This window comes from Devosia neptuniae, assembly GCF_025452235.1.
Lineage (GTDB): Bacteria > Pseudomonadota > Alphaproteobacteria > Rhizobiales > Devosiaceae > Devosia.
Window position 1 is genome coordinate 981,921 of record NZ_CP104965.1, and the last position, 25,410, is coordinate 1,007,330.

Consider the following 25,410-nt stretch of genomic DNA (forward strand, 5'->3'; position numbering starts at 1 on the left):
AAGAGGGTGCTTGATGGTTGCTGGCGCGGCGTTTTCCTATTCGATGAGCTATTGCGGCAGCCCGCCCGTGCTCGACACGCTGTGGACGCGCTGGAATTTCGATCCGGTTCTCATCGCTGCTCTGGTGGCTTGCGCTTTGCTGGGCATGGCGCTGCTGCGGGGGGCCGGTGACCGGCGGCAGATCGCGTTTGCGCTGGCGTGGCTGGTGGCCGTTGTGCTGTTCGTTTCGCCGCTCTGTGCGCTGACCATTGCGCTGTTTTCCGCCAGGATTGTCCACCATGGCCTGTTGATGATGGCGATGGCGCCGCTGCTGGTGCTGGCCATGCCGCGGGGGTGGAGATCGCCACTGGGTCTGTTGCCGGCGCTGGTGCTGTCCAGCATCATGCTGTGGCTCTGGCATGTGCCGGATTTTTACGTGGCCACGTTCCAACATCCCGCGATCTATTGGGCGATGCAGGTGAGCTTGCTCGGTTCGGCCTGCTGGCTGTGGCTGGCGCTGTTGCGCGGGCCGGCGCTGTTGTCGGGCGGGGCGGCGCTTGTGTCATCGATCCAGATGGGGCTGCTGGGGGCACTGCTGGTGTTTGCGCCGCAGCCGCTTTACCTGCCGCACCTGGCGACCACTTCCACGTTCGGGTTGACGCCGCTCGAGGACCAGCAATTGGCCGGGCTGATCCTGTGGGTGCCGGCCAATGTGCCGCTGCTGATGCTGGCTTTGTGGCGATTGCTGGAAAGCCTGGGCGGCAAGGTCACTCATGCTCAATGACTGGCTGAGCGTCGTGCTCAAAGCTATTCATATCGGGGCCATCGCCTTCTGGTCGGCGGGACTGATCGCCCTGCCCTTCATGTACCGGCAACGCGCCGGGCTCGAGGACCGCGCGCTATACCGGCTGCATGCCTTTACGCGCCGGCTTTATGTGGGCGTGGTGTCGCCTGCCGCCTTCCTTGCCATCGGCTCGGGCACGGTGCTGATATTCCTGCAGGGCACCTACGAGGCCTGGTTTTCGGCCAAGCTGGCACTGGTGGCGGTGCTGGCGGGCATCCACATTTTTTCGGGGCTGATGGTGCTCAAGCTGTTCGAGCCGGACGGGCGCTATCCGGCGTGGCGCTTTGCCATGGTGGTGCCGGGGACACTGCTGGTGATCAGCTCGATCCTGATGCTGGTGCTCGGCAAGCCCACGCTGACCATGTCGAGCGAGATGGCGGCGTTCTTTGCGCCCGGCGCGCTGTCGAAAATGGCCGGCGGGCTTATTGGCGGGTGGATATGAGCAGGCCCACGCCATGATCGAACACCAGCTTGCCGCCATGCCAGCCGGCAAATCCGGTGGCCACACTGGCCAATGCGGACAGCGCCAGGCCATTGGGCAGGATCTGCTCGGGCCAATAGAGGCGCAGCCCGGCATTGGCGCCGGCCACGGCCAGCAGCACCATGGCGGCCACGGCGTGGTTCCAGCTGGCGACGCGCACCCTGATGCCGGGCACGGCCAGCAATTCCGCCGTGCCCACAATGGCTGCCAGCACGCCGAAAATGAAGGCGGCGCTGGCCGACCAGAGGCCGACATCGACCCAGAACGGATCGCCGGTCCACCAATAGATCAGGTCGATCCCCAGGGTGCAGATGACCAGAGCAATGGGGAAATGCACCAGCATGGCATGGATGGGGTGGCCGGCAACGGCGATGGCCGAGCCGATATCCTTTTCGGCCACGGCGCGAATGGCGGGATTGGGATGATCGGCGCGCGCCTCGGGCGGGTTTTCCCCGGCCGCCGTTTCGCTGATCTCCTCGTCGGTTTCCTGCACCATCTAAAAGCCTCCGGGCCGAAACTGGTCCTGCTTGGCGCAACGTGTGTCGCCCTGTCCGGTTGCAGCGGCGCCTTGTCGGCGCTCGATCCGGCGGGGCCGCGGGCGCAGAATTTGGCCACGCTGTGGTGGATCATGCTGGCGGGTTCGGCGGTGCTGTTCGTGCTGGTGATGGGGCTGTTGGCGCTCTCCTATATCAGGCCCGAATGGCTCTCCCGGCTGAGTGCCGCGCAGTGGATTGTCGGCGGGGGCCTCGTCCTGCCGCTGCCCATTCTGATCCTGCTGACCGGCACGGCCCTGGTGCTGGGGGAGCAATTGCTGCCCAGGGGCGCGGCGCCAATCTCGGTGGAAGCCCATGCCGAACGCTGGGCCTGGCGGTTTGGCTATCCCGGCAGTGACCTGACGGATGACGGCACGCTGCATATTCCGGCGGGGGAGCCCGTCGATGTCATGGTGACCACAGCCGACGTCATCCACTCCTTCTGGGTGCCGCGGCTGGGCGGCAAGATCGATGCGATCCCCGGGCGGCGCAATGTCATCCGGCTGGAAGCGGACGCGCCCGGCATCTATTGGGGCATTTGCGCGGAATATTGCGGGCCGGGCCACGACAGCATGATGTTCCGGGTGGAGGCGCATCCGATGGCGGAGTATCGGCGACTGCGCGAGGGGGCCTCATGAGCGCGCCGCTATCGCCCATTGCCCTCCACAAGCAGCTGTCGCGGATCTGGGGGACGCCGCCGGGCTGGGGGCGGCTGTCGAGCGTCAACCACACCATTCTGGGCAAGCGCTTCATGCTGGTGGCGCTGCTGTTCTTCGCCATTGGCGGGCTATTGGCCATGCTGATCCGGGCGCAGCTGGCGACGCCGCATAGCGCCTTTATCGGGCCCGACATCTACAACCAGCTCTTCACCATGCATGGCACGGTGATGATGTTCCTGTTTGCCATTCCCATGTTCGAGGGCCTGGCCATTTATCTGCTGCCCAAGATATTGGGCGCCCGCGACATGGCGTTTCCGCGCCTCACCGCCTATGGCTTCTGGTGCTATGTCATGGGGGGAAGCATTCTGATTGTCGCCATGCTGGCGGGGGTGGCGCCCAATGGCGGCTGGTTCATGTATACCCCGCTGTCCTCGCGGCCCTATACCCCGGGCATCAACGCCGATGTGTGGCTCCTGGGCATTACCTTCGTCGAAATCTCGGCCGTGACCGCCGCCATCGAGATCGTGGTGTCCATTCTCAAGATGCGGGCGCCGGGCATGGCGCTGGCGCGCATGCCGCTGTTCGGCTGGTACATGCTGATCACGGCGGGCATGATGGTGGTGGGTTTTCCCCCGCTGATCCTGGGCTCGATCCTGCTCGAGCTGGAACGGGCCTTCGGGCTGCCGTTTTTCGATCCGGAGCGCGGCGGGGATCCGCTGCTGTGGCAGCACCTGTTCTGGCTGTTCGGGCACCCGGAAGTCTACATCATCTTCCTGCCGGCGGCCGGGGTGCTGTCCACCATCATTCCGGTGTTCGCGCAGCGGGCCATATTGGGCTATCGGGCGCTGATCGCGGCCATCGTGGCCATGGGGTTCCTGTCGTTCGGGCTATGGGTGCACCACATGTTCACCGTGGGCATTCCGCATCTGGCGCTGGCGTTTTTCTCGGCGGCGAGTGCTCTCGTGGCCGTGCCGACGGCCATCCAGATTTTTGCCTGGATCGGGACCCTGGCCAGCGGGCGGCCGCGCTGGGACGTGCCCATGCTCTATGTCGCGGGGTTTTTCGCGGTTTTCGTCATGGGCGGGTTGACCGGGGTGATGCTGGCCATGGTGCCCTTCAACACCCAGGCCCATGACAGCTATTTCGTCGTGGCCCATCTGCATTATGTGCTGGTGGGGGGCTTTGTGTTCCCCATGCTGGCCGCGCTCTATTATTGGCTGCCCCATATTACCGGGCGGCAGAGCCTTTACCGCCTCTCGGTGCCGGCGTTCTGGCTGATCCTGATCGGGTTCAACGCCACGTTCTTCTTCATGCATGTGACCGGGCTGATGGGTATGCCGCGGCGCATCTCGACCTATCCGTCCAATTGGGGCTGGGACTGGCTCAATCTGCTGTCCTCGGTCGGCAGCTTTATCCTGACCATGGGGTTTGCCCTGGTGCTGGCGGACCTCGTGCTGCAGCTGCGGTTCGGCAAGCCGTTCCGGCGCGATCCCTGGCGGGCGGCAACGCTCGAATGGGCGATGCCCACTCCGCCGCCGCATTATGCCTTTGCCGCGCTGCCCCGGATCGAGCGCCGGGCCGACCAGTTGCGCCCCGCGGAAATCGGGCCGGTGCTGGCGCGCGGCGACGGCTATTTGGGCTTTGCGCGCGATGGGCAGATGGAAACTCTGGGCGTGGACATGGTCAGCGGCGAGGTCGAGCATGTCATCGTGCTGCCGCACCCGACCTTTCTGCCGCTCTGGACGGCTCTGGCGACGGCCGCGTTTTTCCTGGCCCTGCTGTTCGGGCAATATTGGCTGGCGCCGCTGGCCGCCGTGGTCGTGGTGGCATTGTTCCTGTGCTGGCCAAGCCGGCTCGGCCGAACAGATGACCTGGGGCCGGTCGATATCGGGCGGGGGGAAACCGCGCCCTATGATGGCGAGGCCAGCGGCAATATCTGCGTGCTCGCCAACCGGACGGCGCTGGTCACCAATGGGACGCTGTTCGCGTCGTTGCTGTTCGGCGGCCTGTTCCTGGCCGTGGTGGCGCCCAATTGAGCGCCATGCCTGCCGCAGGCTTATCGGTCACCAGCGCCGTGCTGGCCGGTGCCGGGGCGATTGCAGGCGGGGCTGCCGGCTACCTGGCGCGGCGGGCCAATCGCGCGGGCCGTTCGCCGGTCGCTTGGCTGGCCGCCGCTATTGTCACCCAGCTTTTCGCGGCAGTGATGCTGGCAACGATGATGGGCGGCATGGGCGATCTGCGCCAGCATGCGCGGCTGGCGGTAATCTTTGTCACCATGGGATATTGTGCGCTGCATTGCGCCATCGGTGCGCTGATGGCCGGGCATGCCATCTGGCGCTGGCGCCAGGGCTATGTCTCGGCCCGCCGGGCCACCGACCCGGAACTCGCCATGCTGTGGAACCTCTATGCAGCGGCGGCCATCGTGCCGGGCCTGTTGCTGACCTTGCTGCTGGGGGCGATGCAATGAGCGGGCAAAGCCGCCGCGCGCTGTTGCTGCTATTTGCCGGCTTTTCGCTGTGGGCGCTGGCCTTTGTCGTATTTTACGCGCTGCAGGCGTTGGGCTGCGCTTATGGTTGGCCGCAGCATCGCCTGATCCTGATCTCAGCCTATCTACTGGCGATATTGGCCATGGCCTGGTTGGCCTGGGCCACGCCGCATTGGGCAGGCGACAAGGGCGTTTTGCCGATTGCCGCAAAATGGGCCAACCGGGCAGCGCTGGCCGCAACAATACTGATTTTGCTCCCGGTTAGCTTCGCTTCCGCCTGCATTTGAAGCGGGCTGATATGGCCCCCGTGTCGGCCAGCCACAAATTCATATTGTAGTACTATTGGGAAATGTGGTTATTCTGGTGGGGAGGGTCTGGGAGGAGCCTCCATGCATCGGAATACTGTGCGAAGTGACGGCCGCGTGCCGCTCGCTGCCGCAGATGCATAGCTACATTACGTGCCAATAGGGGGAGTGTTGTGGCGTTATTGGAAATCAACAAGGTGACCAAGGAGTTCGGCGCGATCCGGGCCCTGTCCGATGTCAGTTTCTCGATCGAGCCGGGCGAGGTGGTCGGGCTGATGGGGGATAATGGCGCCGGCAAATCGACCCTGGTCAAGATCATCTCCGGCATCTACCAGCCCACTTCCGGCTCGCTGGCCTTTGAAGGCGCGAGCGCCCATATCGGCAGCCCCGGCGAGGCCCGCAAGCTCGGCATTGAAACGGTCTACCAGGACCTGGCGCTGGCCGACAATCTGACTGCGGCACAGAACATCTTCCTGGGCCGCGAGCTCAAATACCATGTCGGCCCGTTCCGCTTCCTGCGCCACAATGCGATGAACCAGCGGGCGGCAGAATTGTTTGCCGAGCTCAAATCGGAGACCCGCGCCGACGATTATGTGCGCCAGATGTCGGGCGGCCAGCGGCAGGCGGTGGCCATTGCCCGCACCAGGCTGGCCGACGCCAAGGTCATCCTGATGGACGAGCCCACGGCGGCCATCTCGGTGCGCCAGGTGGCCGAAGTGCTCAACCTGATCCACCGGCTCAAGGATGCCGGCATTGCGGTGATCCTGATTTCCCACCGCATGCCCGACGTGTTCGCCGTCTGCGAGCGGGTCATCGTCATGCGGCGCGGTACCAAGGTGGCCGACAAGCCGATCGGCCAGACGTCGCCCGAAGAAGTGACCGCGCTCATTACCGGCGCCAAGGAAGCTGCATGATGGCCAATATCGATACGCAGGGCTTTTCCAATGTGCGCCGCACGCGCTTCTGGCAGAAGGGGTTTCTCGCCAGCCAATCGGCCTATGTGCTGGGCGCGCTGATCGTCATCATCGTGGTGATGAGCCTGCTCTCGCCCAATTTCCTGACCGCGGGCAATATTTCCAATATCACGCGCAATTTCTCGTTCATCGCCATCGCCACCTTGGGCATCACGCTGGTCATCATCACCGGGGGGATCGACCTTTCGGTCGGCTCCACCATGGCGCTGTCGGCCACGGTCACCTCGCTCATCATGGGGGCGCTGGCGGGGGCGTCCTTTGCCCTCTTTCCCGGTGGCGCGCTGATCCTGGCGCTACTGGGCGGGCTGGGCGTTGCCGCGCTGATCGGGCTATTGAACGGCTTTGCCATCGCCAAGCTGAAGCTGAGCGCCTTCGTGACCACGCTGGGCACGCTCTCGATCGTGCGGGGGCTGACTTATGTGGCCACCTATGGCCGCGGCACGTTTCCAGCGGGGCCGGACAAGGACCTGTTCCTATTGGTCACGGCCGGCAAGCTGTTCAACGTGGTGCCGATCGCCTTCATCTATCTCATCATCTGCGCCATCGCCATGTGGCTGGCGCTCACCCATACCGCCTGGGGGCGGCATGTCTTTGCCATTGGCAGCAATGAAAGCGCGGGCCGGCTGACCGGCGTCAATGTCGATCGCGTCAAGATCCAGGTCTATATGCTGTGCGGGCTGGCGGCGGGCTTTAACGGCATCATCATTTCGGGCTGGCTCGGCTCGGCGCCGGCAAACCTGGCCACCGCCTATGAGCTGACCATCATCGCCGCCGCCGTGATCGGGGGCGCCAATTTGGCGGGCGGCGTCGGAGGCGCGGCCGGGGCCATTATCGGCTGCGTGCTGATCGAGGTGATCCGCAATGGCCTGGTGCTGGCGCGGGTCGATCCATATTGGCAACAGACATTGGTGGGCTGCATCATCGTGGCGGCCGTGCTGGTGGATCGCCTCCGTTCCATGCGGAACGGCTGAAATCGCCGTCGCGTGGCGAGGAGGTCGCGCGGCGGTGTAGGGAGGCCGGCAGAATTCTCTGCCGGCGAAAGTGACCGGATATCCGGTTTTTGGGAGGACAAAAATGAACAAATCTATTCTCGTGCTCGGCACGATCGCGTCGCTGCTGCTGGGCGGCACCGCCTTTGCCCAGGACAGCCTGGTTTTCGCGGTGGTTCCCAAGGCGATGAACAACCCGTTCTTCGATCTGGCCCGCGATGGTTGCGAAGCCCGCGCCAAGGAATTGGGCAATGTGACCTGCACCTATATCGGGCCGGTGGAACACGAAGCCGCCACCCAGGCGCAGATCATCGAAGACCTGATCACCCAGGGCGTCGACGGGCTGGCCATCTCGGTGTCGGACATTGCGGCGGCCACCACCGTCATCAACCGCGCCGTGGAAGCGGGCATTCCGGTCATCACCTTTGACAGCGATGCGCCCGATAGCCAGCGCTCGGCCTATGTGGGCACCGACAACAAGCAGTTCGGCACCGCGCTGGGCGAATTGCTGCTGCAGGTCAAGCCGGATGGCGGCACCTATGGCATGATTTCGGGTGGCGCTGCTGCGCCCAACCTGGCCCTGCGTGTCGATGGCGTACGCGAAGCCCTGGCCGGTTCGGCCTGGACCGAAGTGCCGGGTTCGCCGACCTTCTCCAATGACGATATTGCCCTTGCCGTGCAGCAGATGGGCGATCTCAAGACCGCCAATCCCGATATTGACGCCATCGTGCCGGTTGGCGGCTGGCCAATGTTCGCCCCCGACGGCTGGAAGAACTTCGTGGATGGCTTCAAGGCCGATGTCGACAGCAAGGCGCTGGCCCTGGTCGTCGCCGACACCCTGCCCCAGCAGCTCCAGCTCCTGAGCGAAGGCTATGCGCATGGCCTGGTCGGCCAGCGCCCCTATGAAATGGGCCAGGTCGCCATGGACACGCTGCTGGCGCTGACCAAGGGCGAGACGGTGGAAGACATCATCTATACGGGCGTTGATGTCGTGACCGCCGAGAACGTGGCCGACTTCCTGAAATAGGCACGTCACGCTCAAATGCGGGCCGCCAGAACCCGGTTCGGCGGCCCGCATGCTGCTTGCGCTATCGCCCGCCGCCGTCAGCGGCGTGGCGCAGCCCCCTGTTGCGGAGCCGGCCGGCGGGCAAACACTTCCTTGGCGGCGAAAAGCCCGTTCAGCGCGGCCGGGAAGCCGGCATAGACGGCCATCTGCATGATGATCTCGGTGATTTCATCATGCGTCAGGCCGACATTGAGGCCCGCCTCGATATGCACTTTCAATTGCGGGGCGGCATTGCCCATGGCTGTCAGCGCGGCAATGGTGGCGATTTCGCGCGCCCGCAGATCAAGCCCGGGACGGCTATAGATGTCGCCGAAGGGAAATTCGAGCACATAGCTGGCAAAGTCGGGCGCGATGTCTGCCAGGGACGCCAGGACCTTCTCCCCGGCTTCGCCATCGATCTCAGCGAGCGCGCGCCGGCCGCGTTCCAGCCGGCTTTCGCCGACGCTGTGGTGGTGTTGCGTCATAGTCCTTCATCCTCTGTTCCAGGCCGGCATATCCGGCAATCTTGGTGTCGAGGGCGAGAAGCGAGGCCTGAAGTTCGGCCAGATGGGTGCGGACACGCTCACGGTGCTGTTCCAGCAATTCGCGGCGCTCCGCCTCTGTACTGACGCCGCGTTCCCGCAAGGCTGCATAGCGCAACATCTCCCGGATCGGCATCCCGGTCGTGCGCAGACGGCCAAGAAATTCGATCCAGATCAGGATTGATGCGTCGTAGTCCCGCTGGCTCGATTGGTCCCGGTCGGCATAGGGCAGCAGCCCGATCCGCTCATAATAGCGGATGGTATGGGCCGACAATCCCGACCGCCTGGCCAGTTCCCCGATCTTCATGAGCACCCGTTCTCGTCACGACGCAGAGACAGATACAAGTTAGAGCGCACTCTAAGTCAAGGGGCATTTCGTGTCACTGGTGGGCGGCGCGCCACGAGCCAGGCGCCGGGGTTGTTTGCAGAACGCCGGCGTGCGGGCCGCCGATCCTTTTGCGGCGCTGGACGGCAGCGAGCGGTGATGCTGCGTGCTATCACCACCTGCTGGCGAGCTTGACGTGATCAATCTGAGCCTTGCTGGTTCTGATACGCGGCAACAGCCGGGGTGCCCATCAAAGGGCGCCGCGCGATAACAATTTGGGCTTGACCAATACCCCCGGCAGGGCATCGCCCGACCGGCTGAAGGACCAGCGCGCAGCTTCGGGCGCAATCGCCGTCAGCTTTTGCCTCTGCCTTTGGAGGGCAGCGCTCTATCCAGCTGAGCTACGGGTGCATCCGTGCGGCGGGGCGGACCCCGGCTGAACGGGGTGCAAACTAGCTAAAGAGTGGGAGCCGCGCAACGGGGGTGAGCAAGAAATCCGGTGCTTGCAAGCATTGGGGGTTCTAATCGGTCGTGGCGCCCCTCCAATCGACATCTCACTCATAGTTGGCACTTAGCCACACTTCACCTCGCCCTTTTTAAGGCGGTGTTCAGTCGGAGGGCATCTCGGCATCTTTGCCGGGCCAAGCTCCCATGGTCATTGCCTGGATTATCCAGGCAAATTGGTTGCGGTCGCAGCCGCTGAAAGAAGGATCGCCCGGACAAGCTGGGCTATGGCGATGACTGGAGGCGGCAATAGCGTAAGCGGGGGGCCCTCGAACTGAACATATCCTAGACGGAGAGGACGCGCGCTTGCGCCGGGCAGGCGCTGTCCGCTGCGTTGTCGCCCACTTGCCCCGCCATCTCTCTGCCGTCCTGCCATTGCGGAGGGATGGAGGTGGGGCAGAGCTTTTCGCCAGTCTGGCGTTCGTGGCAGGCGCAGCACCCTCATCCTGACCTCCCCGCCAGGGGAAGGAAATTGGATCGGGGCTCCCGCGACCCGTCGGAACAGGGCGCCCCCGCTCACGCCCCTCCCCCGATTTCGCCATCAAGCCGCCCTGATTTGTCCTTATCGCGCTAGGGGCCTGGATGGCTGTGCGGGTGGTTTTGCCCGTGGCGCCGGGTTTATGGTTAAAATCGTAACCATTTTTTCAGGCCGGCACTCTATCGCGCCTCCTATGGAAACGGTCTAGGATGACCTTATGGCAGATGCACAGATGTTTGGGATGAAGGCGATCGGCGCGGCGGCCATGCTGGCGCTTGTGGTTTCGGGCTGCTCGATGGGGTCGCTCAAGCCTGCGCCCGGCCCGGCGACGGCGGCCATTGCAGCGCTGGCGCCCACGCAGGCGGGCCATGTGCCCAAGGCCGATGCCGTGCCAATGGCGCCGCAGGCGCTGGGTTATGCGGCCAGTGGGAGCCTCGATGGGCTGATCGCGCATTATTCCCAGCAATACAGCGTGCCCGAGGCCCTGGTACGCCGCGTGATCGTGCGCGAAAGCAATTACAATCCGGCGGCGCGCAATGGACCCTATTACGGGCTGATGCAGATTTCCCACGCCACCGCCAGCGGCATGGGTTATCGCGGCTCGCCCGGCGGGCTGCTCGATGCCGAGACCAATCTGCGCTATGCGGTGCGCTATCTGGCCGGTGCCTATGTCACGGCGCGCGGTAATCATGACCAGGCCGTGCGGTTCTATGCTGGCGGCTATTATTACGATGCCAAGCGGGCGGGGCTGTTGGCGCAATCCGGGCTGCGCTGATCCGTCTCATACCCACCGGCCATTCCGGCGCAGGCCGGAATCCATTCTAACGAACGACAGATGCGGTGTGCCTCGCCTTCAGCATGGATTCCGGCCTGCGCCGGAATGACATTGTGGGTGGGGTAGTTTCGAGCAGACACCGCATGCCGCCGTCCATCACTCCCGTTGCGCCAGCAATCTTGCGATCTGCGTCGCCAGATCGGTCTGCTGATAGGGCTTGGCGAGCCGGGGCAGATCGGTGCTGGTGCCGCTGGGCAGGTCGGCATAGCCGGTGGCGAGCAGGATCGGCAGGTCGGGGCGCAATTCCCGCGCCTTGCCGGCCAGCTCCACCCCGGTCATGCCAGGCATGGCATAATCGGTGATCAGCATATCCACCTGTTGGCCGCTGCCCAGGATTTCGAGCGCCTGCTTGCCCGAATAGGCTTCGAGCGCGGTGTGGCCGAGATCTTCCACCATATCGACGGTGTTCATGTTGATCAGCGCATCGTCATCGACCACCAGAATGGTGGAGGCGGGGGCATCGGTGCGTTCAGGCGGCATTTCGCTGACCTCCGTGACGGGTGAGGTGGAAACCGGCAGCCAGAGTTCGGCAGTGGTGCCTTCGCCGGGTGCCGAGATCAATTTGAGGGCGCCATCCAGCTGCACGGCCAGGCCATGCACCATGGAGAGGCCCAGCCCAGTCCCCTTACCCAATTCCTTGGTCGAGAAAAACGGCTCGATGGCGCTTTTGAGCGTTTCGGCATCCATGCCCGAACCGGTATCGGCCACGCCCAGGCGCAGGAAGGGGCCGCTCAGGCCCAGCCGGCTATCACTGCCATCCATCTGGTTGAGCGAAATGGTCAATTCGCCGCCCTCGGGCATGGCGTCGCGCGCATTGACCGCCAGGTTCAAGATCGCCAGTTCGAGCTGGTTGGGATCGACCCGGGCCGGCGGCAGGTCGGGCGCCAGGTCATAGCGGATGGTGACGATGGTACCCAGCGAGCGCTCCATCAGGCCGCGCATGCCCTCGAGCAATTGGGCCAGGTCCGTCGGCTCGGGCGTCAGTTCCTGCCGGCGGGCGAAAGCCAACAGCCGCGCCGTCAGCGAGGCGCCGCGCTGGGCGCCCTGGAGGGCGCCGTCGATGAAGCGGCGAATCTGCGGATCGTCGGGCAGCCGCTTGCGCAGCAATTCGAGATTGCCCTGCACGGCGGCCAACAGATTGTTGAAATCATGTGCCACCCCGCCGGTCAGCTGGCCGATGGTCTCCATCTTCTGGGCATGGCGCAATTGCTCCTCGGCGCGGTGGCGGTCGGTAATGTCGCGGAAAAACGCTGCCCCGCCCACGATCTGCCCGTCGCCGCCGCGCAGCGGGGCATGCTGGCTTTCCAGCATCACCTGCCCCGCGGCAAGGGTGGTCAATTCGATTTCCTCGATCGGGCCGGAGACGCCGGCAAGCGCGTCGCGCAGCCGCGGCTCGATAATGTCGCCCTGTTCGCGGCTGAACACATCGGTCAGCGGCCGGCCCAGCACGGCGGGCGAAGGGAGCCCGAAAATGCGTTCCATCACCGGGTTCCAGATGGTGACGCGGAAATCGCTGTCATAGGCGACAATGCCGGCCGGCACGCTGGTGAGCAGCAGGCCCGACAGCGCCCGCTCGCCGCGCAGCGCCTGTTGCGTACGCTCGCGCTCGGTGGCCAGAGCCAGCATCAGCTTTTCGCGCTCCGCCTCGGCATTGCGGCGGGCGGTAATGTCGGAGACGACGCCCACCAGGGTCTCGGGCCGCCCATAACGGTCGGGCAGCACGCGGGCGCGGGAATCCAGCCAATGCTCTTGGCCATTGGGCCAGATCACGCGATATTCGATGACCAGATCGGCCCCGGTGCTGATCGAATCGTGCAGCGCCCGCTGCACCCGCTGGGCATCGGGCGGGGCAATGGCGGCAATCAGATCGGCATAGAGCAGCCTCTCATCGGCGGCCCTGCCATAGCAGGCCTTGAACTGTTCGGAGCCGTGCAGCACCTGCTCGGTAATGTCGAGCTCCCACGAGCCCATGCGGCCGGCCAGCAGCGCCGTCTGCAGGCTCTGTTCGCCCTCGCGCAGGTCATCCAGATAACGGCGCGCTTCATATTGCCGGCGACGGCCGCGCAGCGCATTGCCCACCACATTGCTCAGCGCCTGGGGGTGGAAGGGCCGTTCGAGAAAAATCACATTGCCCAGCCGCGTCTCGAGCCCGTTGTCGAGGCCGGCAGGAATGCCCTCGTCGCGGCGGGTCAGCACGATAAAGGGAAAATCGGACCAGGAAGGTTGGTTGGCGACCCATTCGAACAGCGGCCGCAGATTGTCGCCATGCAGGGTTTCATCGGCCAGCAGGGCCACCCCGGCGCCCTTGTGCAATTGCTCCACCAGCGGGTCGACATGGGTGAAAGTTTCCGCCGTCCAGCCGGCATTTTCCAGCAATTGGCTGGTCTGGGCGCCGTCACCATCCGTCAGGATCAATGCCCGTTCCGAACTGATCACGCCGACAGGCCCTCCGCGGCGCGGAGCATAGCCGTGGCGCAGCCGCCCCGGGCGGAGCGGCAAAGCCCGGCCGGGTTCTGCAGATGGCGCGGAATGCGTCGAACCATGTCGCCCAAAAGGCTTGCCCATACCAAAACAGCGGACCACCACAGCGATGATGGCGTAAAGCCAGCCAACGCCACAAGCCGGTTTTGGTTGCAGGGTTAAATGACCGGCAAGGCTTTTGGGCGGGAACAAACTCCCTTAAAGTCCGCTCGCTTTACGGATCGGGAATCGCTTCATGCATCTGCTGCTCGTCGACGGCTCGGGTTACATCTTCCGCGCCTTCCACGCCTTGCCCCAGCTCAACCGCAAGTCGGATGGGCTGCCGGTCGGCTGCGTCCAGGGCTTTTGCAATATGCTCTACAAGCTCACCGAGGATCTCAAGGGTGAGGACGAGCCCACCCACATGGCGGTGATCTTCGATTATTCGAGCAAGACCTTCCGCGACGATATCTACCCCCAATACAAGGCGCAGCGCCCGCCCGCACCCGAAGAGCTGGTGCCGCAATTCCCCCTGACCCGCGCCGCCACCCGCGCCTTCGGCATTCCCTCCATCGAGATGGAAGGCTGGGAGGCCGATGACATCATTGCCACCTATGCCTGCAATGCGCGCAAGGCGGGCGGCAAGGTCACCATCGTGTCCTCGGACAAGGATCTGATGCAGCTGGTGGAGCCCGATGGCTCGATCCGCATGCTCGATACCATTCCCCGCCCTGGCCAGCCGCCACTACGCTGGATTGGCGTGGAGGAAGTGTTCAACAAGTTCGGCGTCGGCCCCGACAAGGTGATCGACGTGCAGGCGTTGTGCGGCGACAGCGTCGACAACGTGCCAGGTGTGCCGGGCATTGGCGTCAAGACGGCGGCCGAGCTGATCAACCAATATGGGGACCTCGAAAACCTGCTCGCCCATGTCGACGAGATCAAGCAGAATGCCCGCCGCGAAAAGCTGCGCGAACATGCCGAGCTGGCCCGCATTTCCAAGCGCCTCGTGACCCTGGCGCAGGATGTGCCGGTGGCGCTGGACCTGGGCGCCCTGGCGCGCCAGCCGATCGCTCCATCAGAGCTCTTTCCCTTCCTCAAGGCGATGGAATTTGCCACCATAACCAAGCGCCTGGCCGGCCTGCTCGACGCCAATCCCGACGACTTTGCTGCCGATCCGGACATCGCCGCCAAGCCGGTGGCCGCTGTCGGTTTCGACAATACCGCCCGCGCCGAGGCTCGCGCGGCCCGCCAGGAGGCCACCGGCCGGGCCGGCAATGCCACTGTGCTGCACGCCGCCGACATGCATGCCCGGGTCAAGGCCATTCCGTTCAATCCGGATGCCTATGAGATCATCCGCGATGCCAGCGCCCTGCAGCGTTGGCTCGACTTGATCGTGAGCAATGGCCATGTGGCCACCGACACCGAATCCACCGGGCTCGACAACCAGACCGCGGACCTGGTCGGGATTTCGTTTTCCGTTGCCCCCGGCACCGGCGCCTATCTGCCGCTCGGCCATATCGAGGGCAATGACGACATGTTCGGCGGCGGGCGCGTCGAGGGGCAGATGGATATGCGCGAGGCGCTGGACATGGTGCGTCCCATGTTTGCCGACCGCTCGATCCTCAAGATTTTCCACAATGCCAAATACGATCTGGGCCTGCTCGCCCGCTATGACATTGCGGTCAATTCCATCGATGACACGCTGCTCTTGAGCTATTCGCTCGATGGCCCGCAATTCAACACCATGGCCGAATTGTCCGACCACTGGCTGGGCTTTGCCGGTATTCCCATCAAGGACCTGTTGGGCAGCGGCAAGACGCAGAAGACCTTTGCCCAGGTGCCGCTGGCCGATGCCGCCCGCTATGCCGCCGAGGACAGTGACATCACCATCCGCCTGTGGCAGGTGCTCAAGCCCCGCCTGGCCGCCGAAAACATGACGGCGCTCTACGAAACCATCGAGCGCCCGTTGGCCCCGGTGCTGGCACGCATGGAGGGGCGCGGGGTTTCCATCGACCGCCAGATTCTCTCCCGCCTGTCCGGTGAATTCGCTCAGCGCGCCGCCGCCTTCGAGGCGGAAGCCTATGAGCTGGCGGGGCAGAGCTTTAATCTCGGCTCCCCCAAGCAATTGGGCGAAATCCTCTTCGACAAGATGGGGCTGGATGGCGGCACCAAGACCAAGACCGGCGCCTGGGCCACCGGCGCCGGCGTGCTTGAGGAACTGGCGCTCAAGGGCGTGCCGCTCGCCCGCACCATCGTCGATTGGCGCCAGCTCACCAAGCTGATGGGCACCTATACCGATGCCCTGCCCCACTATATCAACCAGCGCACCGGCCGGGTTCACACCACCTATTCCCAGCACTCGGTGCTGACCGGGCGCCTCTCCTCCAACGATCCGAACCTGCAGAATATTCCGGTGCGCACCGAGGATGGCCGCAAGATCCGTAGCGCCTTTGTCGCCGCCCCCGGCAAAATCCTGGTCTCGGCCGATTATTCGCAGATCGAATTGCGGGTGCTGGCCCATATCGCCGACATCCAGGCCCTCAAGGACGCCTTCGAGGAAGGGCTGGACATTCACGCCATGACGGCGAGCGAAATGTTCGGCGTCCCCGTCCAGGGCATGCCGTCCGACGTGCGCCGCCGCGCCAAGGCGATCAATTTCGGCATTATCTACGGCATTTCTGCCTTCGGCCTCGCCAATCAGCTGAGCATTCCGCGCGGCGAGGCGGGTGATTACATCAAGACCTATTTCGAGCGCTTCCCCGGCATTCGCGACTATATGGAAGAGCAGAAGCGGCGGGTAAAAGCCGACGGCCATGTCAGCACGATCTTCGGCCGCAAGATCAATTTCCCCAATGCCAATTCGCACAATCCGAGCGAACGCAGCTTCGTCGAACGCGCCTCGATCAACGCCCCTATCCAGGGCTCTGCCGCCGACATCATCCGCCGCGCCATGATCCGCATGGAACCGGCCTTGAAGAAAGCCGGCATCGAAGCCGACATGCTGCTGCAGGTCCATGACGAACTGATCTTCGAAGTCCCCCTGGGCACCGAGAACACCGCCATGCCGGTGATCAAGACGGTCATGGAAGGCGCAGCCGAACCCGCCGTTCGGCTAAACGTGCCGATCCAGGTGGACGCGCATGCCGCGCATAATTGGGACGAGGCGCATTGAGGGACGCCTCATGGTAAACACTTTACTAAGCAATAGACTCCATCATCTTTGATTAGCTGATTTGGAGCGCGATTATGGACTCGACATATCACCTGACGGGCGCGCCCAAACCCACTCTCAAGCGCTTCGCTGACCTCGATGGCCCGGACTACTTTCCCACGCCAAGGTGGGCGACGCACGCCTTGGTTGCCAACGAGAAATTTGACGGTGATATCTGGGAATGCGCCTGCGGAGACGGCGCCATGTCTAAGGTACTGGAGGGCGCGGGGTACGATGTATATAGCTCTGATCTATATGCCCGCCCTTACGGCGAGTCTGGGAAAGACTTCCTGACCACCCAACGAAACGCTTCAAATATCGTAACAAACCCGCCTTACAACAGTGCAGAGGGGTTTGTTAAAGCGGGGCTAGAAAAGGCCGAAAAAAAGGTGGCCCTTCTCCTAAGGCTTGCTTTTCTAGAGGGAAGTAACCGCAATAGAACTATTTTTAACGTAGCGCCGCCGACGCGCGTTTGGGTCTTTAGCGAGAGAATTACGTTTTATCCCTCGGGCGCTACAATCGCGGGTTCCGGCACAACGGCATATGCTTGGTTTGTTTGGGACAAAGCCAACCTGGGCCAAACGGAGCTTCGTTGGTTCGACCCAGGTTTCAAAGCTCGCTACGCTTAGGGCTTAGCCTTTTTTCTTCCCTGCTCAGTAATTCGAAGTCTACCCTTACTTGGAGCGGTGAGGTACCCGTCGGCGATAAAGTTGCCCGGCGTTTTGTGATGGGACTTGATGTTTCTTAGGCGCTGCTCCCAAATTGCCTCGCCGGGCCGGGTTACAGAGGGCGTTAGATCATTGGTGGTTAAACTGACGTGATCAGGAACTCTCTTTCGAAGATGCGCTAACGTCGCGTCACCGCTCGGAATAGCAGACAGAACTTTTAGGACTGCTTCAGCAATCTCGTTCTCGGTTGTATCCGACATTTTTCCCCCTCTCGACCAACACTCTATATTTGCTGTTGTTAGTACGATTATCAAACCAAAAGTGATTTCTTCAAAATCAAAGTAAACCTTCTGGGATCGGGCGGCACATCCTTGCTACTCATGGGTATAGCCGGTTCGGACTTTTCCTCAATCGCTCCCCACCTACGGTGTCACCCCGGCGCAGGCCGGGGCCCATCTCGAGATATCACCACACGCCGCCAGATCGCCTGATGCGCCCCCTCGTCACCCACACACCTTGCGGTTGCAAGGCACCTCAGGATGGGCCCCGGCCTGCGCCGGGGTGACACCGTAGGTGGGGTGACGTTGGTGGTAGAAGAGTGGTGGGCAGGTTGGCGACCCCTCACCCTCAACCCTGCCCACTAATCTCCCACCACAGATCCGCCCAATCCGGATTGCGTTCCTCGATCAGCCGCTCCTTCCAGTCCCGTTTCCACTCCTTGATACGCTTTTCGCGGAGGATGGCCTGGTCGATATCCTCATGCGCCTCGAACCAGACCAGCCGCTTGCATCCGTGCTCCTGGGTAAAACCAGGTAACAGACCCTGGCGATGTTCATAAGCACGCCGGACGAGGTCATTGGTGACGCCCGTATAGACCGTGCCATGCTTGCGGCTCGCCATGATGTAGACGAAGTAGGTTTTGCCCATGGGATGAGAACAACACGGGGCCTCAGTTTTGTCACCGCCCCAGCCCCAAACTCGATGTCACCCCGGCGCAGGCCGGGGCCCATCTCGAGATCGTGCAACGCGCCGCCAGATCGCCTGGTGAGCACCTTCCGGTCATCCACACACCTTGCGGCCAGGGTAGTATCTCAGATGGGCCCCGGCCTGCGCCGGGGTGACACCGTGGGTGGGCGGATATTTAAGCAAAGCGATCTCGCGTCTGGGGTGGCATAGTGAGCAAACGCCGCTAAACTTCGGGTCACGTCACAACCCTTCCCCTCACATCCCCCCATGACCCCACCGCTCTTCATCATCACCGGCGCCATGGCGGCCGGGAAATCCACGATCGCCGAGGCGCTTGCAAAACGCCTGCCCAAATCCGTGCACCTGCGCGGCGACATCTTTCGCAAGATGATCGTCAATGGCGCGGCCGAGATGGGGCCGGTGCTGGACGATGAGGCGCGGCAGCAGCTGGATTTGCGGCAGCTTCTCGCGACGGATGCGGCGCGCGCTTATCATGCGGCAGGGTTTGCTGTGGTCTATCAGGATATCCTGATCGGGCAGGATCTGGTGGCGGCGGCGGAGCGCCTGGCCGATCTCGCGCCGCAAGTCGTGGTGCTGGCGCCATCGGTGGCGACCTTGGCGCAGCGGGATCGGGCGCGGGCCAAGACCGGCTATGGCGAAAATTTTCCGCCCGATATTCTGGCCGAGGCGCTAACGCGCGAGACGCCGCGCCTCGGACTATGGATCGATAGTTCGGCTATGAGCGTCGAGGACGTGGTCGACGCCATTCTCGGCCACACTTAGCCGCTATTTATTGGTGCGGCCGCGATGGCGCGGATTGATGCTACCATCGCTTTCGGTGCCGTTCATCACATCGCCCTCGACGGTGGAGCCGCCCTCCTCGTCCTCGAAAATCGTCTCCTCCTGGTCGATACCGGCCGTGGTCTGGCCGATGCCCGGATTGCGCTTGAGGTCGAGATCGTTGGGTTTTGAGGTCTTGGGATGATGGTTCATGGCTCTTGCTCCATGCTTGGCCCTCATTGGGCCAACCGGCGAGGGCGCGAGAAGTTCCCCAAAAGCCGATCACATCGGGAAACCCTTGGCGCCGCGCCCGCGTTGGTCCCGATAGCCAAGGAGGACCATCATGGTTCAGCAAAGCACAACCCAGCCGCGCGGCACCGAGAAGACCACCGGCGCCACCCGCGAACAGCAGAAGGCCATTATCGAGGGCCGAGAAAAGACCAGGGGCGCCCCGGTCGATCCGCACGAGAAATCCATGGCCGAAGCGCGCAGCGAACAGGAACAGCCCGCCGGGGAATACGAAATCTCCCACGGCGACCGCTCGATCCGCCGCGGCGCCAACCAGGAAAGCGAACATATGAAACGGCGCAGCGATAATTAGCGGCGCGTGACACTCACCAGTCGCCCCATGCCGCCCGGCGGAATGGCTAGCGTGATCACCACGCTGGCTGCCGCGACGATTTCGGGCGAGCGCTCGGCCCATTCGACCAGCACGATGGCATTGGGATTGTCGAGCAGACCCAGCTCGTCCACCTCGCGCGGATCGACCAGCCGGTAGAGATCGGCATGCAGCACGGGCCCCTTCGGCGTGTCATAGGGCTGCACCAGCGCAAAGGTGGGCGAGGGCACGTCAAGCGCCGGATCATTGGCGAGGGTGCGGATAATCGCGCGGGCCAGAGCGGTTTTCCCCGCCCCCAGATCGCCCTCAAGAATGACCAGATCGCCCGGTGCGAGCGTCGCGGCCAATTCGGCGCCAAGGGCTGAGGTCGCGTCGTCATCGGGGAGCAGCCGCTCCATTATTCCGCCACGCCCGCCATGGCGCTGTCGCGGGGCAGGTTGACGATGATGCGGCTGCCGCGGGGTTCGCGGCGTTCGGCCGAGATCACCCCGCCATGCAGGTTGACGAAGGTCTTGACGATGGCCAGACCCAATCCCGCGCCGCGCTGGCGGCCGCCGGCGGGGGCGTCCAGCCGGGTGAGGATGGCCGATTTCATCTCATCGGTGAGGCCCGGGCCTTCATCTTCGATGATGAACAGCATGCGCTCGGCGCGATGGCTGACGGTGAGCCGGATTTCCCCGCCCGGGGGGGAGAAGCGGGCGGCATTGGACAGCAGATTGTACAGCACCTGCACGATGCGCGTGCCATCGGCGATGAAGGGGGGCAGGCGATCCTCGATGTCGACCACCAGGTTAATCGGCTTTTCGCCCGAGACTTCCGGGAATGTCGCCGACAGCCCGGCCCGCGCCTTGTCGACCAGACCATGCACATCGAGCAGTTCGGGCCGCAATTCGGCAATGCCGGCATCGACCGAAGCGAGGTCCAGGATATTGTCGATCAACACGCCCAGCGTGACGGAAGAGGCGCGGATATAATCGATATAGGAGCGCTGCCGCTCATTGAGCGAGCCACCCTCGCTGCCCGCCAACAGGTCGGCAAAGCCGATGATGTTGGTCAGCGGACTGCGCAATTCATAGGAGACATTCTCAACGAACGCGTCCTTGAGCACGTCGGCAGCCACCAGCGCATCGTTGCGCTCCTTGAGCACCTTGGAATAGGAGGCGCTTTCGGTGACATCGAGGAAGGTCATCATGGTCTGCCCATCGGGCAGGCGGGTAATGGCATAATCGAGCAGCCGCCCATCGGAGCGGTTGAGCCGCCCGGTCTGGTCGGACCGGGTGGGATTGAGATCGATGATGCCGCGTTTGAGATCGCGCCAGATGCTGGCGCCATCCTCGGGAATGGCGCGGCCCGAGGCTTCGGCGATCTGGTCGATATGGGGGTTCTGCCCCAATTCGTTCATCGGCAGCTTCCACAGCGCCGATAGCCGCGGATTGGATAGCGTCAGCCGCCCATTGGTGCCGAACACAGCGACGGCTTCGCTCAACGCATTGATGGTTTCGCGCTGCACATTGGTGAAGGCCTTGTTGGTGCTTTCGAGCTTGAGCCGTTCGGTCAGGTCTTCAAACACATAGATCACCCCGCCATTGGCGCCGGCGGGTGCCGAAATCACCTTGATGGTCCGGCCATCGGGCAGGTGCCAGGGCTCGTTCTCATAGGCAATGGTGCGGCTATAGGATTGCAGATGCTTGGTCCGCCAGGTCTGGTAATCCACCTGGCTGGGCAGCATGCCCTCGGTGCGCAGTTTGTCGAGGATTGCCCGTTCATCGAGCCCCAGCACGAGGAAGCCGCCATTGAGGTGCCAGAGATCGGCATAGGCCTGATTGAACTGCACCAGTTCGCGCCGGCCATTGAAGATGGCAATGGGAGTAGCCAGCGCATTGATGATGCCCCCGATCTGGGCGACACCCGGATCGGCCGGCACGACAGCCGCCTCGAGCGGCCGCAAATAGCCGGCGCGGCCGCCATTGATGGCAAATTCGACCAGCTCGAACCGGCCCTGGCCGGGCCAATCCACGCTCACGCGGGCGGGCTTGTCGGCGCCGGCACAGGCGGCGAGGTGGGTTTTGAGCGCGCCGTTTTCGAGCAATTCGGCGGGGGCAGCTTCGCTGCCGGATTTGTTCAGCGCCTTGGCGAGGCTGTGATAGGCCGGATTGGCAAAGATCAGTCTGTCATTGGGCCCGCGCAGGAAAGCGGGCTGGCTCAACAGCGACAGGATGGCGCGCACGCTATCAGTATCGCTCATCATGGCATTGGCCGCCGCGGCCTGTTCGGCGCTGGGCTGCAGGAATGCGGGGCGCAGGCGCAGCGCAACGCCGCCGCCCAGCACCCAGCCATTGGCGCGGATCAGCCGGCCGTCAATGGCGGTGAGGCTGGCGGAAAACGCCTGGCCATGCACACGCAGCGCCTCGAGCGATTGGCCGAGCTGCTCGGCATCGTAATTGGCCAGCCAGGAGTGGAAATTGAGAATGCTTTCGGGCTGCCGCCCGGTGGGCACGACGGCCGAGGTCTGCCCGAGGAATTTGGGCGTGCCGCTGGCATTGTCGGTCCACAATATGGTGACTTCGCGCGTGCCCGAGAGCAGGGCTTCATATTCGTCGACCAGCGCGCGCAGGCCCGCAATCTGTTCGGCGGCCTTGCGGCGGGCCTTTTTGCCATCGGCCTGCATGGTGCGCAGCACGGCCATGGCGAGCAGGGCAAAGGCGCCCGCGCCCACGGCGATGGCCAGCGGCGCCGCGCCGGCAAGAGTGGCCGTCGTCGGGCTCTGGGCCAAGGCGGGTACGGCTGTTGCCAGCGTCATAGGGGCTGCGGCCAATCCGCGGAATCCCCAATGCTTCCGGAAACGATCCGGCGCCATGCGCTACCCTCGTGTTTGTTGACGTTCTGCCAAGTCCGCCCAAAAGCGGTACGCTTGCACTAGAGGGGCGACGCAAGCGGAACCATCGGTTCCCGCCACCCCGAACCGGCGGCGTGTCCCCGCGCCCCCGAATCACCCTGACCATACCGGCACGGTGAATCGGCTAAAAGAGTCTTAATGGACCTGCCCTGCCGACAAATGGCGGATATCGCCCCTTGACGGGGAACGAAGCAGAAACAAAAACGCCCGCAGCCAAAGCCGCGGGCGAAATGCCGAAAGGGCAAAAAACTCAGTAGCGGTATTCGCCGGACTTGAAGGGGCCGTTTTGCGGCACGCCGATATAATCCGCCTGGGTCTTGCTCAGCTTGGTCAGCTTGGCGCCCAGCTTGGCCAGGTGCAGTTCGGCGACCTTTTCGTCGAGATGCTTAGGCAGCACATGCACCTTCTTTTCCAGCTTTTCGCCATTGGTCCAGAGTTCGATCTGGGCCAGCGTCTGGTTGGCAAAGGAGGCCGACATGACAAAGCTGGGGTGACCGGTGGCATTGCCCAGGTTGACAAGGCGCCCCTCGGACAGCAGGATCAGGCGCTTGCCATTGGGCTGCTCGATCAGGTCGACCTGCGGCTTCACATTGGTCCACTTGAAATTGCGCAGGCCGAGCACGTCGATCTCGTTATCGAAATGGCCGATATTGCAGACAATGGCCATGTCCTTGAGATTGCGCATGTCGTCGATCATCAGCACGTCGCGATTGCCGGTGGCGGTGACCACGATATCGGCGCGATGAGCGGCGTCTTCGAGGGTTACGACCTCAAAGCCTTCCATGGCCGCCTGCAACGCGCAGATCGGGTCGACTTCGGTCACCAGCACGCGAGCGCCGGCGCCGCGCAGCGATTCAGCCGAACCCTTGCCCACATCGCCATAGCCGCAAACGATGGCGACCTTGCCGGCCAGCATCACATCGGTGCCGCGACGGATGGCGTCGACCAGCGATTCACGGGTGCCATACTTATTGTCAAACTTGGACTTGGTGACCGAGTCATTGACGTTGATGGCCGGGAAGGGCAGCTCGCCCTTGGCATGCAGCTGATAGAGCCGCATCACGCCGGTCGTGGTTTCCTCCGACACGCCGCGGATATTGGCGCGGATGGTGGAGAAGAAATTCGGCGACGTCGCCAGGCGCTTTTTGATGGTCGCAAAGAAGATTTCCTCTTCCTCATTGCCCGGCTTGTCGAGGAAAGAGGCGTCCTTCTCGGCCTTGGCGCCATTGAGAATATACATGGTGGCATCGCCACCATCGTCGAGGATCATATTGGGGGTGAGCCCATTCCCCCAATCCATCATGCGGTCAGTAAAGGCCCAATATTCTTCGAGACTCTCGCCCTTATGGGCGAACACCGGAATGCCGGCGGCGGCGATGGCGGCGGCGGCATGGTCCTGGGTCGAGAAAATATTGCAGCTGACCCAGCGCACCTGGGCGCCCAAAGCCACCAGCGTCTCGATCAACACCGCGGTCTGAATGGTCATGTGCAGCGAGCCGGCAATGCGCGCACCCTTGAGCGGCTGGGCGGCGGCATATTCCTCGCGGATGGCCATCAGGCCGGGCATTTCGATTTCGGCGATCTGGATTTCCTTGCGGCCGAATTCGGCGAGGGAAATGTCCTTGACCGCATAGTCGGTCGATTTGGTGGTCATGGCGGGCTCCGCTTGGGCACAGGAATTCTTGCCTTTGCTATAGCCAAGGCGGCGGCCGGGATCAACCGGATATAAAGATAAGTTTATATCTCGTAGGTCTGGGGCTCCCAACACCCCCACCCTTGATCCCTCCCCACAAGGGGGAGGGAGACGCTAGACCCACGCTCACGGGCCATCTCCCAAATTTTGAGAGGCAGTGGCCGGACTTCCCTCCCCCTTGTGGGGAGGGATTGAGGGTGGGGGTTGCTGCAACGCATGCAGGATCAAGGTCATCACCCCATCGATATTGCGCATCACCTCAAAATTGCTGACGTGGAGAACCCGGTATCCCTCACTGCGCTGGCAAAACCTGCTAACAGCATTATTCGAACTGAGTAATCGAACAATGGCTATGCCCAAATTGAGACAAGTCTCGAGTTTCTCGCGCGCCCTGGCACTTGCGGGCTTATTGTTCCTTTCCGGCTGCTCTCAACCGCCTGATGAACCGCATAGTCTATATTTTGGGCGTTTGATCGCCCATGTTCAAACCGGCAAAATTAACCGCGCCGATCTGTTAAGCCCGCGCCAGCCAGACAGCGAAGCCAATATAGTGCGGGATCTCATGGCTGATGGATTTGAAACTCGGGTGTTTCAGGATAGCCACCCTGAACTTATGGAACACGTCACTTGCGACGGTGTTCAGTACAGGGCAGTGAGAGGCTTTGAGAACGAAGGCTACTCACAGCGCTTTTTCTGGGGAAACCCGCTATCCACCAACTACGCCATAGATGTCACCGTGACCGGTAACTGCAACCTGATTGAGGTCTTCGGTGGCCGAATGGACCTTTGGTGACCGTTGCCCATGAAAAACGGGCGGACAGTTGCTCACCCCGCAGCCCCATCGCTATCCTCGTCGAACCCATTATTCACCAGCTCGACAATCGCCTCCAGCGCCTCGCGCGCCTGCTTGCCGCTGGCTTGCACCAGGATCGTGCTCCCCGGCCCGGCGCCCAGCATCATCAGGCCCATGATGGAATTGCCGGCCACCGAAGTGCCGTCCTTGATGACGGCAATGGTGGCGTCAAAGCATTCGGCGGTGCGCACGAAGCGGGCCGAGGCGCGGGCGTGCAGGCCCTTGCGGTTGACGATGGTCAATTGCTGGGCGACGGCCCGGCCGGTGCTGGCAGCATCCATATGGG

The 25,410-nt window shown here is 63.1% G+C and carries 24 protein-coding genes and 1 pseudogene; 15 read left to right on the plus strand and 10 right to left on the minus strand.

The window, feature by feature from the left end; translation table 11 throughout:
- The first annotated feature begins 13 nt into the window (after positions 1–13).
- Both N8A98_RS07425 and N8A98_RS07430 read left to right on the plus strand, forming a co-directional pair.
- Positions 14–763, plus strand: a complete 750-nt coding sequence (locus tag N8A98_RS07425; protein ID WP_262171910.1) for a cytochrome c oxidase assembly protein — start codon at positions 14–16, stop codon at positions 761–763.
- Positions 753–1,265 carry a CopD family protein gene (locus tag N8A98_RS07430; RefSeq protein WP_262170342.1) on the plus strand — a complete coding sequence of 171 codons (513 nt, stop codon included), beginning with the start codon at positions 753–755 and terminating at the stop codon, positions 1,263–1,265. The genes N8A98_RS07425 and N8A98_RS07430 overlap by 11 nt, the downstream gene beginning before the upstream one ends.
- On the opposite strand, the gene N8A98_RS07435 is transcribed toward N8A98_RS07430, so the two are convergent.
- Entirely contained in the window at positions 1,246–1,800 is a 555-nt protein-coding gene (locus N8A98_RS07435) for a DUF2231 domain-containing protein (RefSeq protein WP_262170344.1), read from the minus strand. The genes N8A98_RS07430 and N8A98_RS07435 overlap by 20 nt on opposite strands.
- Positions 1,801–1,872: 72 nt before the next feature.
- On the opposite strand from N8A98_RS07435, the gene coxB reads away from it, so the two are divergent.
- From coxB to N8A98_RS07465, 7 genes are all read left to right on the plus strand, one after another.
- The gene (coxB, locus tag N8A98_RS07440) at positions 1,873–2,475 is read left to right on the plus strand and encodes a cytochrome c oxidase subunit II (RefSeq protein WP_262170345.1); all 603 of its coding nucleotides are present in this window, start codon (positions 1,873–1,875) and stop codon (positions 2,473–2,475) included.
- Positions 2,472–4,532 carry a cytochrome c oxidase subunit I gene (gene ctaD / locus N8A98_RS07445; protein WP_315974534.1) on the plus strand — a complete coding sequence of 687 codons (2,061 nt, stop codon included), beginning with the start codon at positions 2,472–2,474 and terminating at the stop codon, positions 4,530–4,532. Before coxB ends, ctaD begins: the two co-directional genes overlap by 4 nt.
- Positions 4,529–4,963 carry a hypothetical protein gene (locus tag N8A98_RS23290; RefSeq protein WP_315974535.1) on the plus strand — a complete coding sequence of 145 codons (435 nt, stop codon included), beginning with the start codon at positions 4,529–4,531 and terminating at the stop codon, positions 4,961–4,963. Before ctaD ends, N8A98_RS23290 begins: the two co-directional genes overlap by 4 nt.
- Positions 4,960–5,268 carry a hypothetical protein gene (locus N8A98_RS07450; RefSeq protein ID WP_262170347.1) on the plus strand — a complete coding sequence of 103 codons (309 nt, stop codon included), beginning with the start codon at positions 4,960–4,962 and terminating at the stop codon, positions 5,266–5,268. The genes N8A98_RS23290 and N8A98_RS07450 overlap by 4 nt, the downstream gene beginning before the upstream one ends.
- A 191-nt stretch (positions 5,269–5,459) precedes the next feature.
- Positions 5,460–6,200, plus strand: a complete 741-nt coding sequence (locus tag N8A98_RS07455) for an ATP-binding cassette domain-containing protein (protein ID WP_262170348.1) — start codon at positions 5,460–5,462, stop codon at positions 6,198–6,200.
- The gene (locus N8A98_RS07460) at positions 6,197–7,231 is read left to right on the plus strand and encodes an ABC transporter permease (RefSeq protein WP_262170350.1); all 1,035 of its coding nucleotides are present in this window, start codon (positions 6,197–6,199) and stop codon (positions 7,229–7,231) included. The genes N8A98_RS07455 and N8A98_RS07460 overlap by 4 nt, the downstream gene beginning before the upstream one ends.
- Before the next feature lie 103 nt (positions 7,232–7,334).
- On the plus strand, positions 7,335–8,276 hold the full coding sequence (locus N8A98_RS07465) for a sugar-binding protein (RefSeq protein ID WP_113122179.1): 942 nt from the start codon (positions 7,335–7,337) through the stop codon (positions 8,274–8,276).
- A 77-nt stretch (positions 8,277–8,353) separates the two neighbouring features.
- On the opposite strand, the gene N8A98_RS07470 is transcribed toward N8A98_RS07465, so the two are convergent.
- The gene (locus N8A98_RS07470) at positions 8,354–8,779 is read right to left on the minus strand and encodes a carboxymuconolactone decarboxylase family protein (protein WP_262170352.1); all 426 of its coding nucleotides are present in this window, start codon (positions 8,777–8,779) and stop codon (positions 8,354–8,356) included.
- A complete protein-coding gene (locus N8A98_RS07475) occupies positions 8,715–9,143 on the minus strand; it encodes a MerR family transcriptional regulator (protein WP_262170354.1) in 429 nt (142 codons plus the stop codon). Before N8A98_RS07475 ends, N8A98_RS07470 begins: the two co-directional genes overlap by 65 nt.
- 1,310 nt (positions 9,144–10,453) lie before the next feature.
- On the opposite strand from N8A98_RS07475, the pseudogene N8A98_RS07480 reads away from it, so the two are divergent.
- Positions 10,454–10,918: pseudogene (locus N8A98_RS07480) on the plus strand (transglycosylase SLT domain-containing protein); the annotation flags it as partial.
- Between the two features lie 156 nt (positions 10,919–11,074).
- Here N8A98_RS07480 and N8A98_RS07485 read toward each other — a convergent pair.
- Positions 11,075–13,414 carry a PAS domain-containing protein gene (locus N8A98_RS07485; protein ID WP_262170355.1) on the minus strand — a complete coding sequence of 780 codons (2,340 nt, stop codon included), beginning with the start codon at positions 13,412–13,414 and terminating at the stop codon, positions 11,075–11,077.
- Positions 13,415–13,694: 280 nt separating this feature from the next.
- On the opposite strand from N8A98_RS07485, the gene polA reads away from it, so the two are divergent.
- Both polA and N8A98_RS07495 read left to right on the plus strand, forming a co-directional pair.
- A complete protein-coding gene (polA, locus tag N8A98_RS07490; protein WP_262170356.1) occupies positions 13,695–16,610 on the plus strand; it encodes a DNA polymerase I in 2,916 nt (971 codons plus the stop codon).
- A gap of 74 nt (positions 16,611–16,684) precedes the next feature.
- Positions 16,685–17,278 (plus strand): hypothetical protein, encoded by a 594-nt coding sequence (locus tag N8A98_RS07495; RefSeq protein ID WP_262170358.1) that lies wholly within the window; start codon positions 16,685–16,687, stop codon positions 17,276–17,278.
- A gap of 666 nt (positions 17,279–17,944) precedes the next feature.
- Here the strand turns inward: N8A98_RS07495 and N8A98_RS07500 are convergent.
- On the minus strand, positions 17,945–18,244 hold the full coding sequence (locus N8A98_RS07500; RefSeq protein WP_262170360.1) for a GIY-YIG nuclease family protein: 300 nt from the start codon (positions 18,242–18,244) through the stop codon (positions 17,945–17,947).
- Positions 18,245–18,550: 306 nt separating this feature from the next.
- Between N8A98_RS07500 and N8A98_RS07505 the strand changes: the two genes are divergently transcribed.
- Positions 18,551–19,066, plus strand: coding sequence for an AAA family ATPase (locus N8A98_RS07505; protein ID WP_262170361.1), 516 nt, complete (start codon positions 18,551–18,553; stop codon positions 19,064–19,066).
- Between the two features lie 3 nt (positions 19,067–19,069).
- Here N8A98_RS07505 and N8A98_RS07510 read toward each other — a convergent pair whose 3' ends face one another.
- A complete protein-coding gene (locus tag N8A98_RS07510) occupies positions 19,070–19,276 on the minus strand; it encodes a hypothetical protein (protein ID WP_262170363.1) in 207 nt (68 codons plus the stop codon).
- A 130-nt stretch (positions 19,277–19,406) separates the two neighbouring features.
- On the opposite strand from N8A98_RS07510, the gene N8A98_RS07515 reads away from it, so the two are divergent.
- Positions 19,407–19,664, plus strand: coding sequence for a hypothetical protein (locus N8A98_RS07515; protein WP_262170364.1), 258 nt, complete (start codon positions 19,407–19,409; stop codon positions 19,662–19,664).
- On the opposite strand, the gene tsaE is transcribed toward N8A98_RS07515, so the two are convergent.
- The 3 genes from tsaE to ahcY form a co-directional block, all read right to left on the minus strand.
- A complete protein-coding gene (tsaE, locus tag N8A98_RS07520; RefSeq protein WP_262170366.1) occupies positions 19,661–20,080 on the minus strand; it encodes a tRNA (adenosine(37)-N6)-threonylcarbamoyltransferase complex ATPase subunit type 1 TsaE in 420 nt (139 codons plus the stop codon). The two genes, N8A98_RS07515 and tsaE, sit on opposite strands and share 4 nt — an antisense overlap.
- The gene (locus N8A98_RS07525) at positions 20,080–22,482 is read right to left on the minus strand and encodes a sensor histidine kinase (protein WP_262170368.1); all 2,403 of its coding nucleotides are present in this window, start codon (positions 22,480–22,482) and stop codon (positions 20,080–20,082) included. Before N8A98_RS07525 ends, tsaE begins: the two co-directional genes overlap by 1 nt.
- Positions 22,483–22,828: 346 nt before the next feature.
- Complete coding sequence (gene ahcY / locus N8A98_RS07530; protein ID WP_262170369.1) at positions 22,829–24,232, minus strand: adenosylhomocysteinase; 1,404 nt, start codon at positions 24,230–24,232, stop codon at positions 22,829–22,831.
- A gap of 385 nt (positions 24,233–24,617) precedes the next feature.
- Here ahcY and N8A98_RS07535 point away from each other — a divergent pair, with 385 nt between their 5' ends.
- A complete protein-coding gene (locus tag N8A98_RS07535) occupies positions 24,618–25,064 on the plus strand; it encodes a hypothetical protein (protein ID WP_262170371.1) in 447 nt (148 codons plus the stop codon).
- 32 nt (positions 25,065–25,096) lie between these two features.
- Here N8A98_RS07535 and N8A98_RS07540 read toward each other — a convergent pair whose 3' ends face one another.
- Positions 25,097–25,405, minus strand: a complete 309-nt coding sequence (locus tag N8A98_RS07540; protein WP_113121099.1) for an HPr family phosphocarrier protein — start codon at positions 25,403–25,405, stop codon at positions 25,097–25,099.
- Positions 25,406–25,410: the final 5 nt, after the last annotated feature.

Bases quoted from the DNA above. Each gene is read 5' to 3' on its own strand.
- N8A98_RS07525 (WP_262170368.1), bottom strand. From the start codon at position 22,482: ATGACGCTGGCAACAGCCGTACCCGCCTTGGCCCAGAGCCCGACGACG.
- polA (WP_262170356.1), top strand. From the start codon at position 13,695: ATGCATCTGCTGCTCGTCGACGGCTCGGGTTACATCTTCCGCGCCTTC.
- N8A98_RS07430 (WP_262170342.1), top strand. From the start codon at position 753: ATGCTCAATGACTGGCTGAGCGTCGTGCTCAAAGCTATTCATATCGGG.
- N8A98_RS07540 (WP_113121099.1), bottom strand. From the start codon at position 25,405: ATGGATGCTGCCAGCACCGGCCGGGCCGTCGCCCAGCAATTGACCATC.
- N8A98_RS07470 (WP_262170352.1), bottom strand. From the start codon at position 8,779: ATGACGCAACACCACCACAGCGTCGGCGAAAGCCGGCTGGAACGCGGC.
- ctaD (WP_315974534.1), top strand. From the start codon at position 2,472: ATGAGCGCGCCGCTATCGCCCATTGCCCTCCACAAGCAGCTGTCGCGG.
- N8A98_RS07515 (WP_262170364.1), top strand. From the start codon at position 19,407: ATGGTTCAGCAAAGCACAACCCAGCCGCGCGGCACCGAGAAGACCACC.
- N8A98_RS07465 (WP_113122179.1), top strand. From the start codon at position 7,335: ATGAACAAATCTATTCTCGTGCTCGGCACGATCGCGTCGCTGCTGCTG.
- N8A98_RS07450 (WP_262170347.1), top strand. From the start codon at position 4,960: ATGAGCGGGCAAAGCCGCCGCGCGCTGTTGCTGCTATTTGCCGGCTTT.
- N8A98_RS07425 (WP_262171910.1), top strand. From the start codon at position 14: ATGGTTGCTGGCGCGGCGTTTTCCTATTCGATGAGCTATTGCGGCAGC.
- tsaE (WP_262170366.1), bottom strand. From the start codon at position 20,080: ATGGAGCGGCTGCTCCCCGATGACGACGCGACCTCAGCCCTTGGCGCC.
- N8A98_RS07510 (WP_262170363.1), bottom strand. From the start codon at position 19,276: ATGAACCATCATCCCAAGACCTCAAAACCCAACGATCTCGACCTCAAG.
- N8A98_RS07505 (WP_262170361.1), top strand. From the start codon at position 18,551: ATGACCCCACCGCTCTTCATCATCACCGGCGCCATGGCGGCCGGGAAA.
- N8A98_RS07460 (WP_262170350.1), top strand. From the start codon at position 6,197: ATGATGGCCAATATCGATACGCAGGGCTTTTCCAATGTGCGCCGCACG.
- N8A98_RS07495 (WP_262170358.1), top strand. From the start codon at position 16,685: ATGGACTCGACATATCACCTGACGGGCGCGCCCAAACCCACTCTCAAG.
- N8A98_RS07435 (WP_262170344.1), bottom strand. From the start codon at position 1,800: ATGGTGCAGGAAACCGACGAGGAGATCAGCGAAACGGCGGCCGGGGAA.
- ahcY (WP_262170369.1), bottom strand. From the start codon at position 24,232: ATGACCACCAAATCGACCGACTATGCGGTCAAGGACATTTCCCTCGCC.
- N8A98_RS07535 (WP_262170371.1), top strand. From the start codon at position 24,618: ATGGCTATGCCCAAATTGAGACAAGTCTCGAGTTTCTCGCGCGCCCTG.
- N8A98_RS07475 (WP_262170354.1), bottom strand. From the start codon at position 9,143: ATGAAGATCGGGGAACTGGCCAGGCGGTCGGGATTGTCGGCCCATACC.
- N8A98_RS07500 (WP_262170360.1), bottom strand. From the start codon at position 18,244: ATGGGCAAAACCTACTTCGTCTACATCATGGCGAGCCGCAAGCATGGC.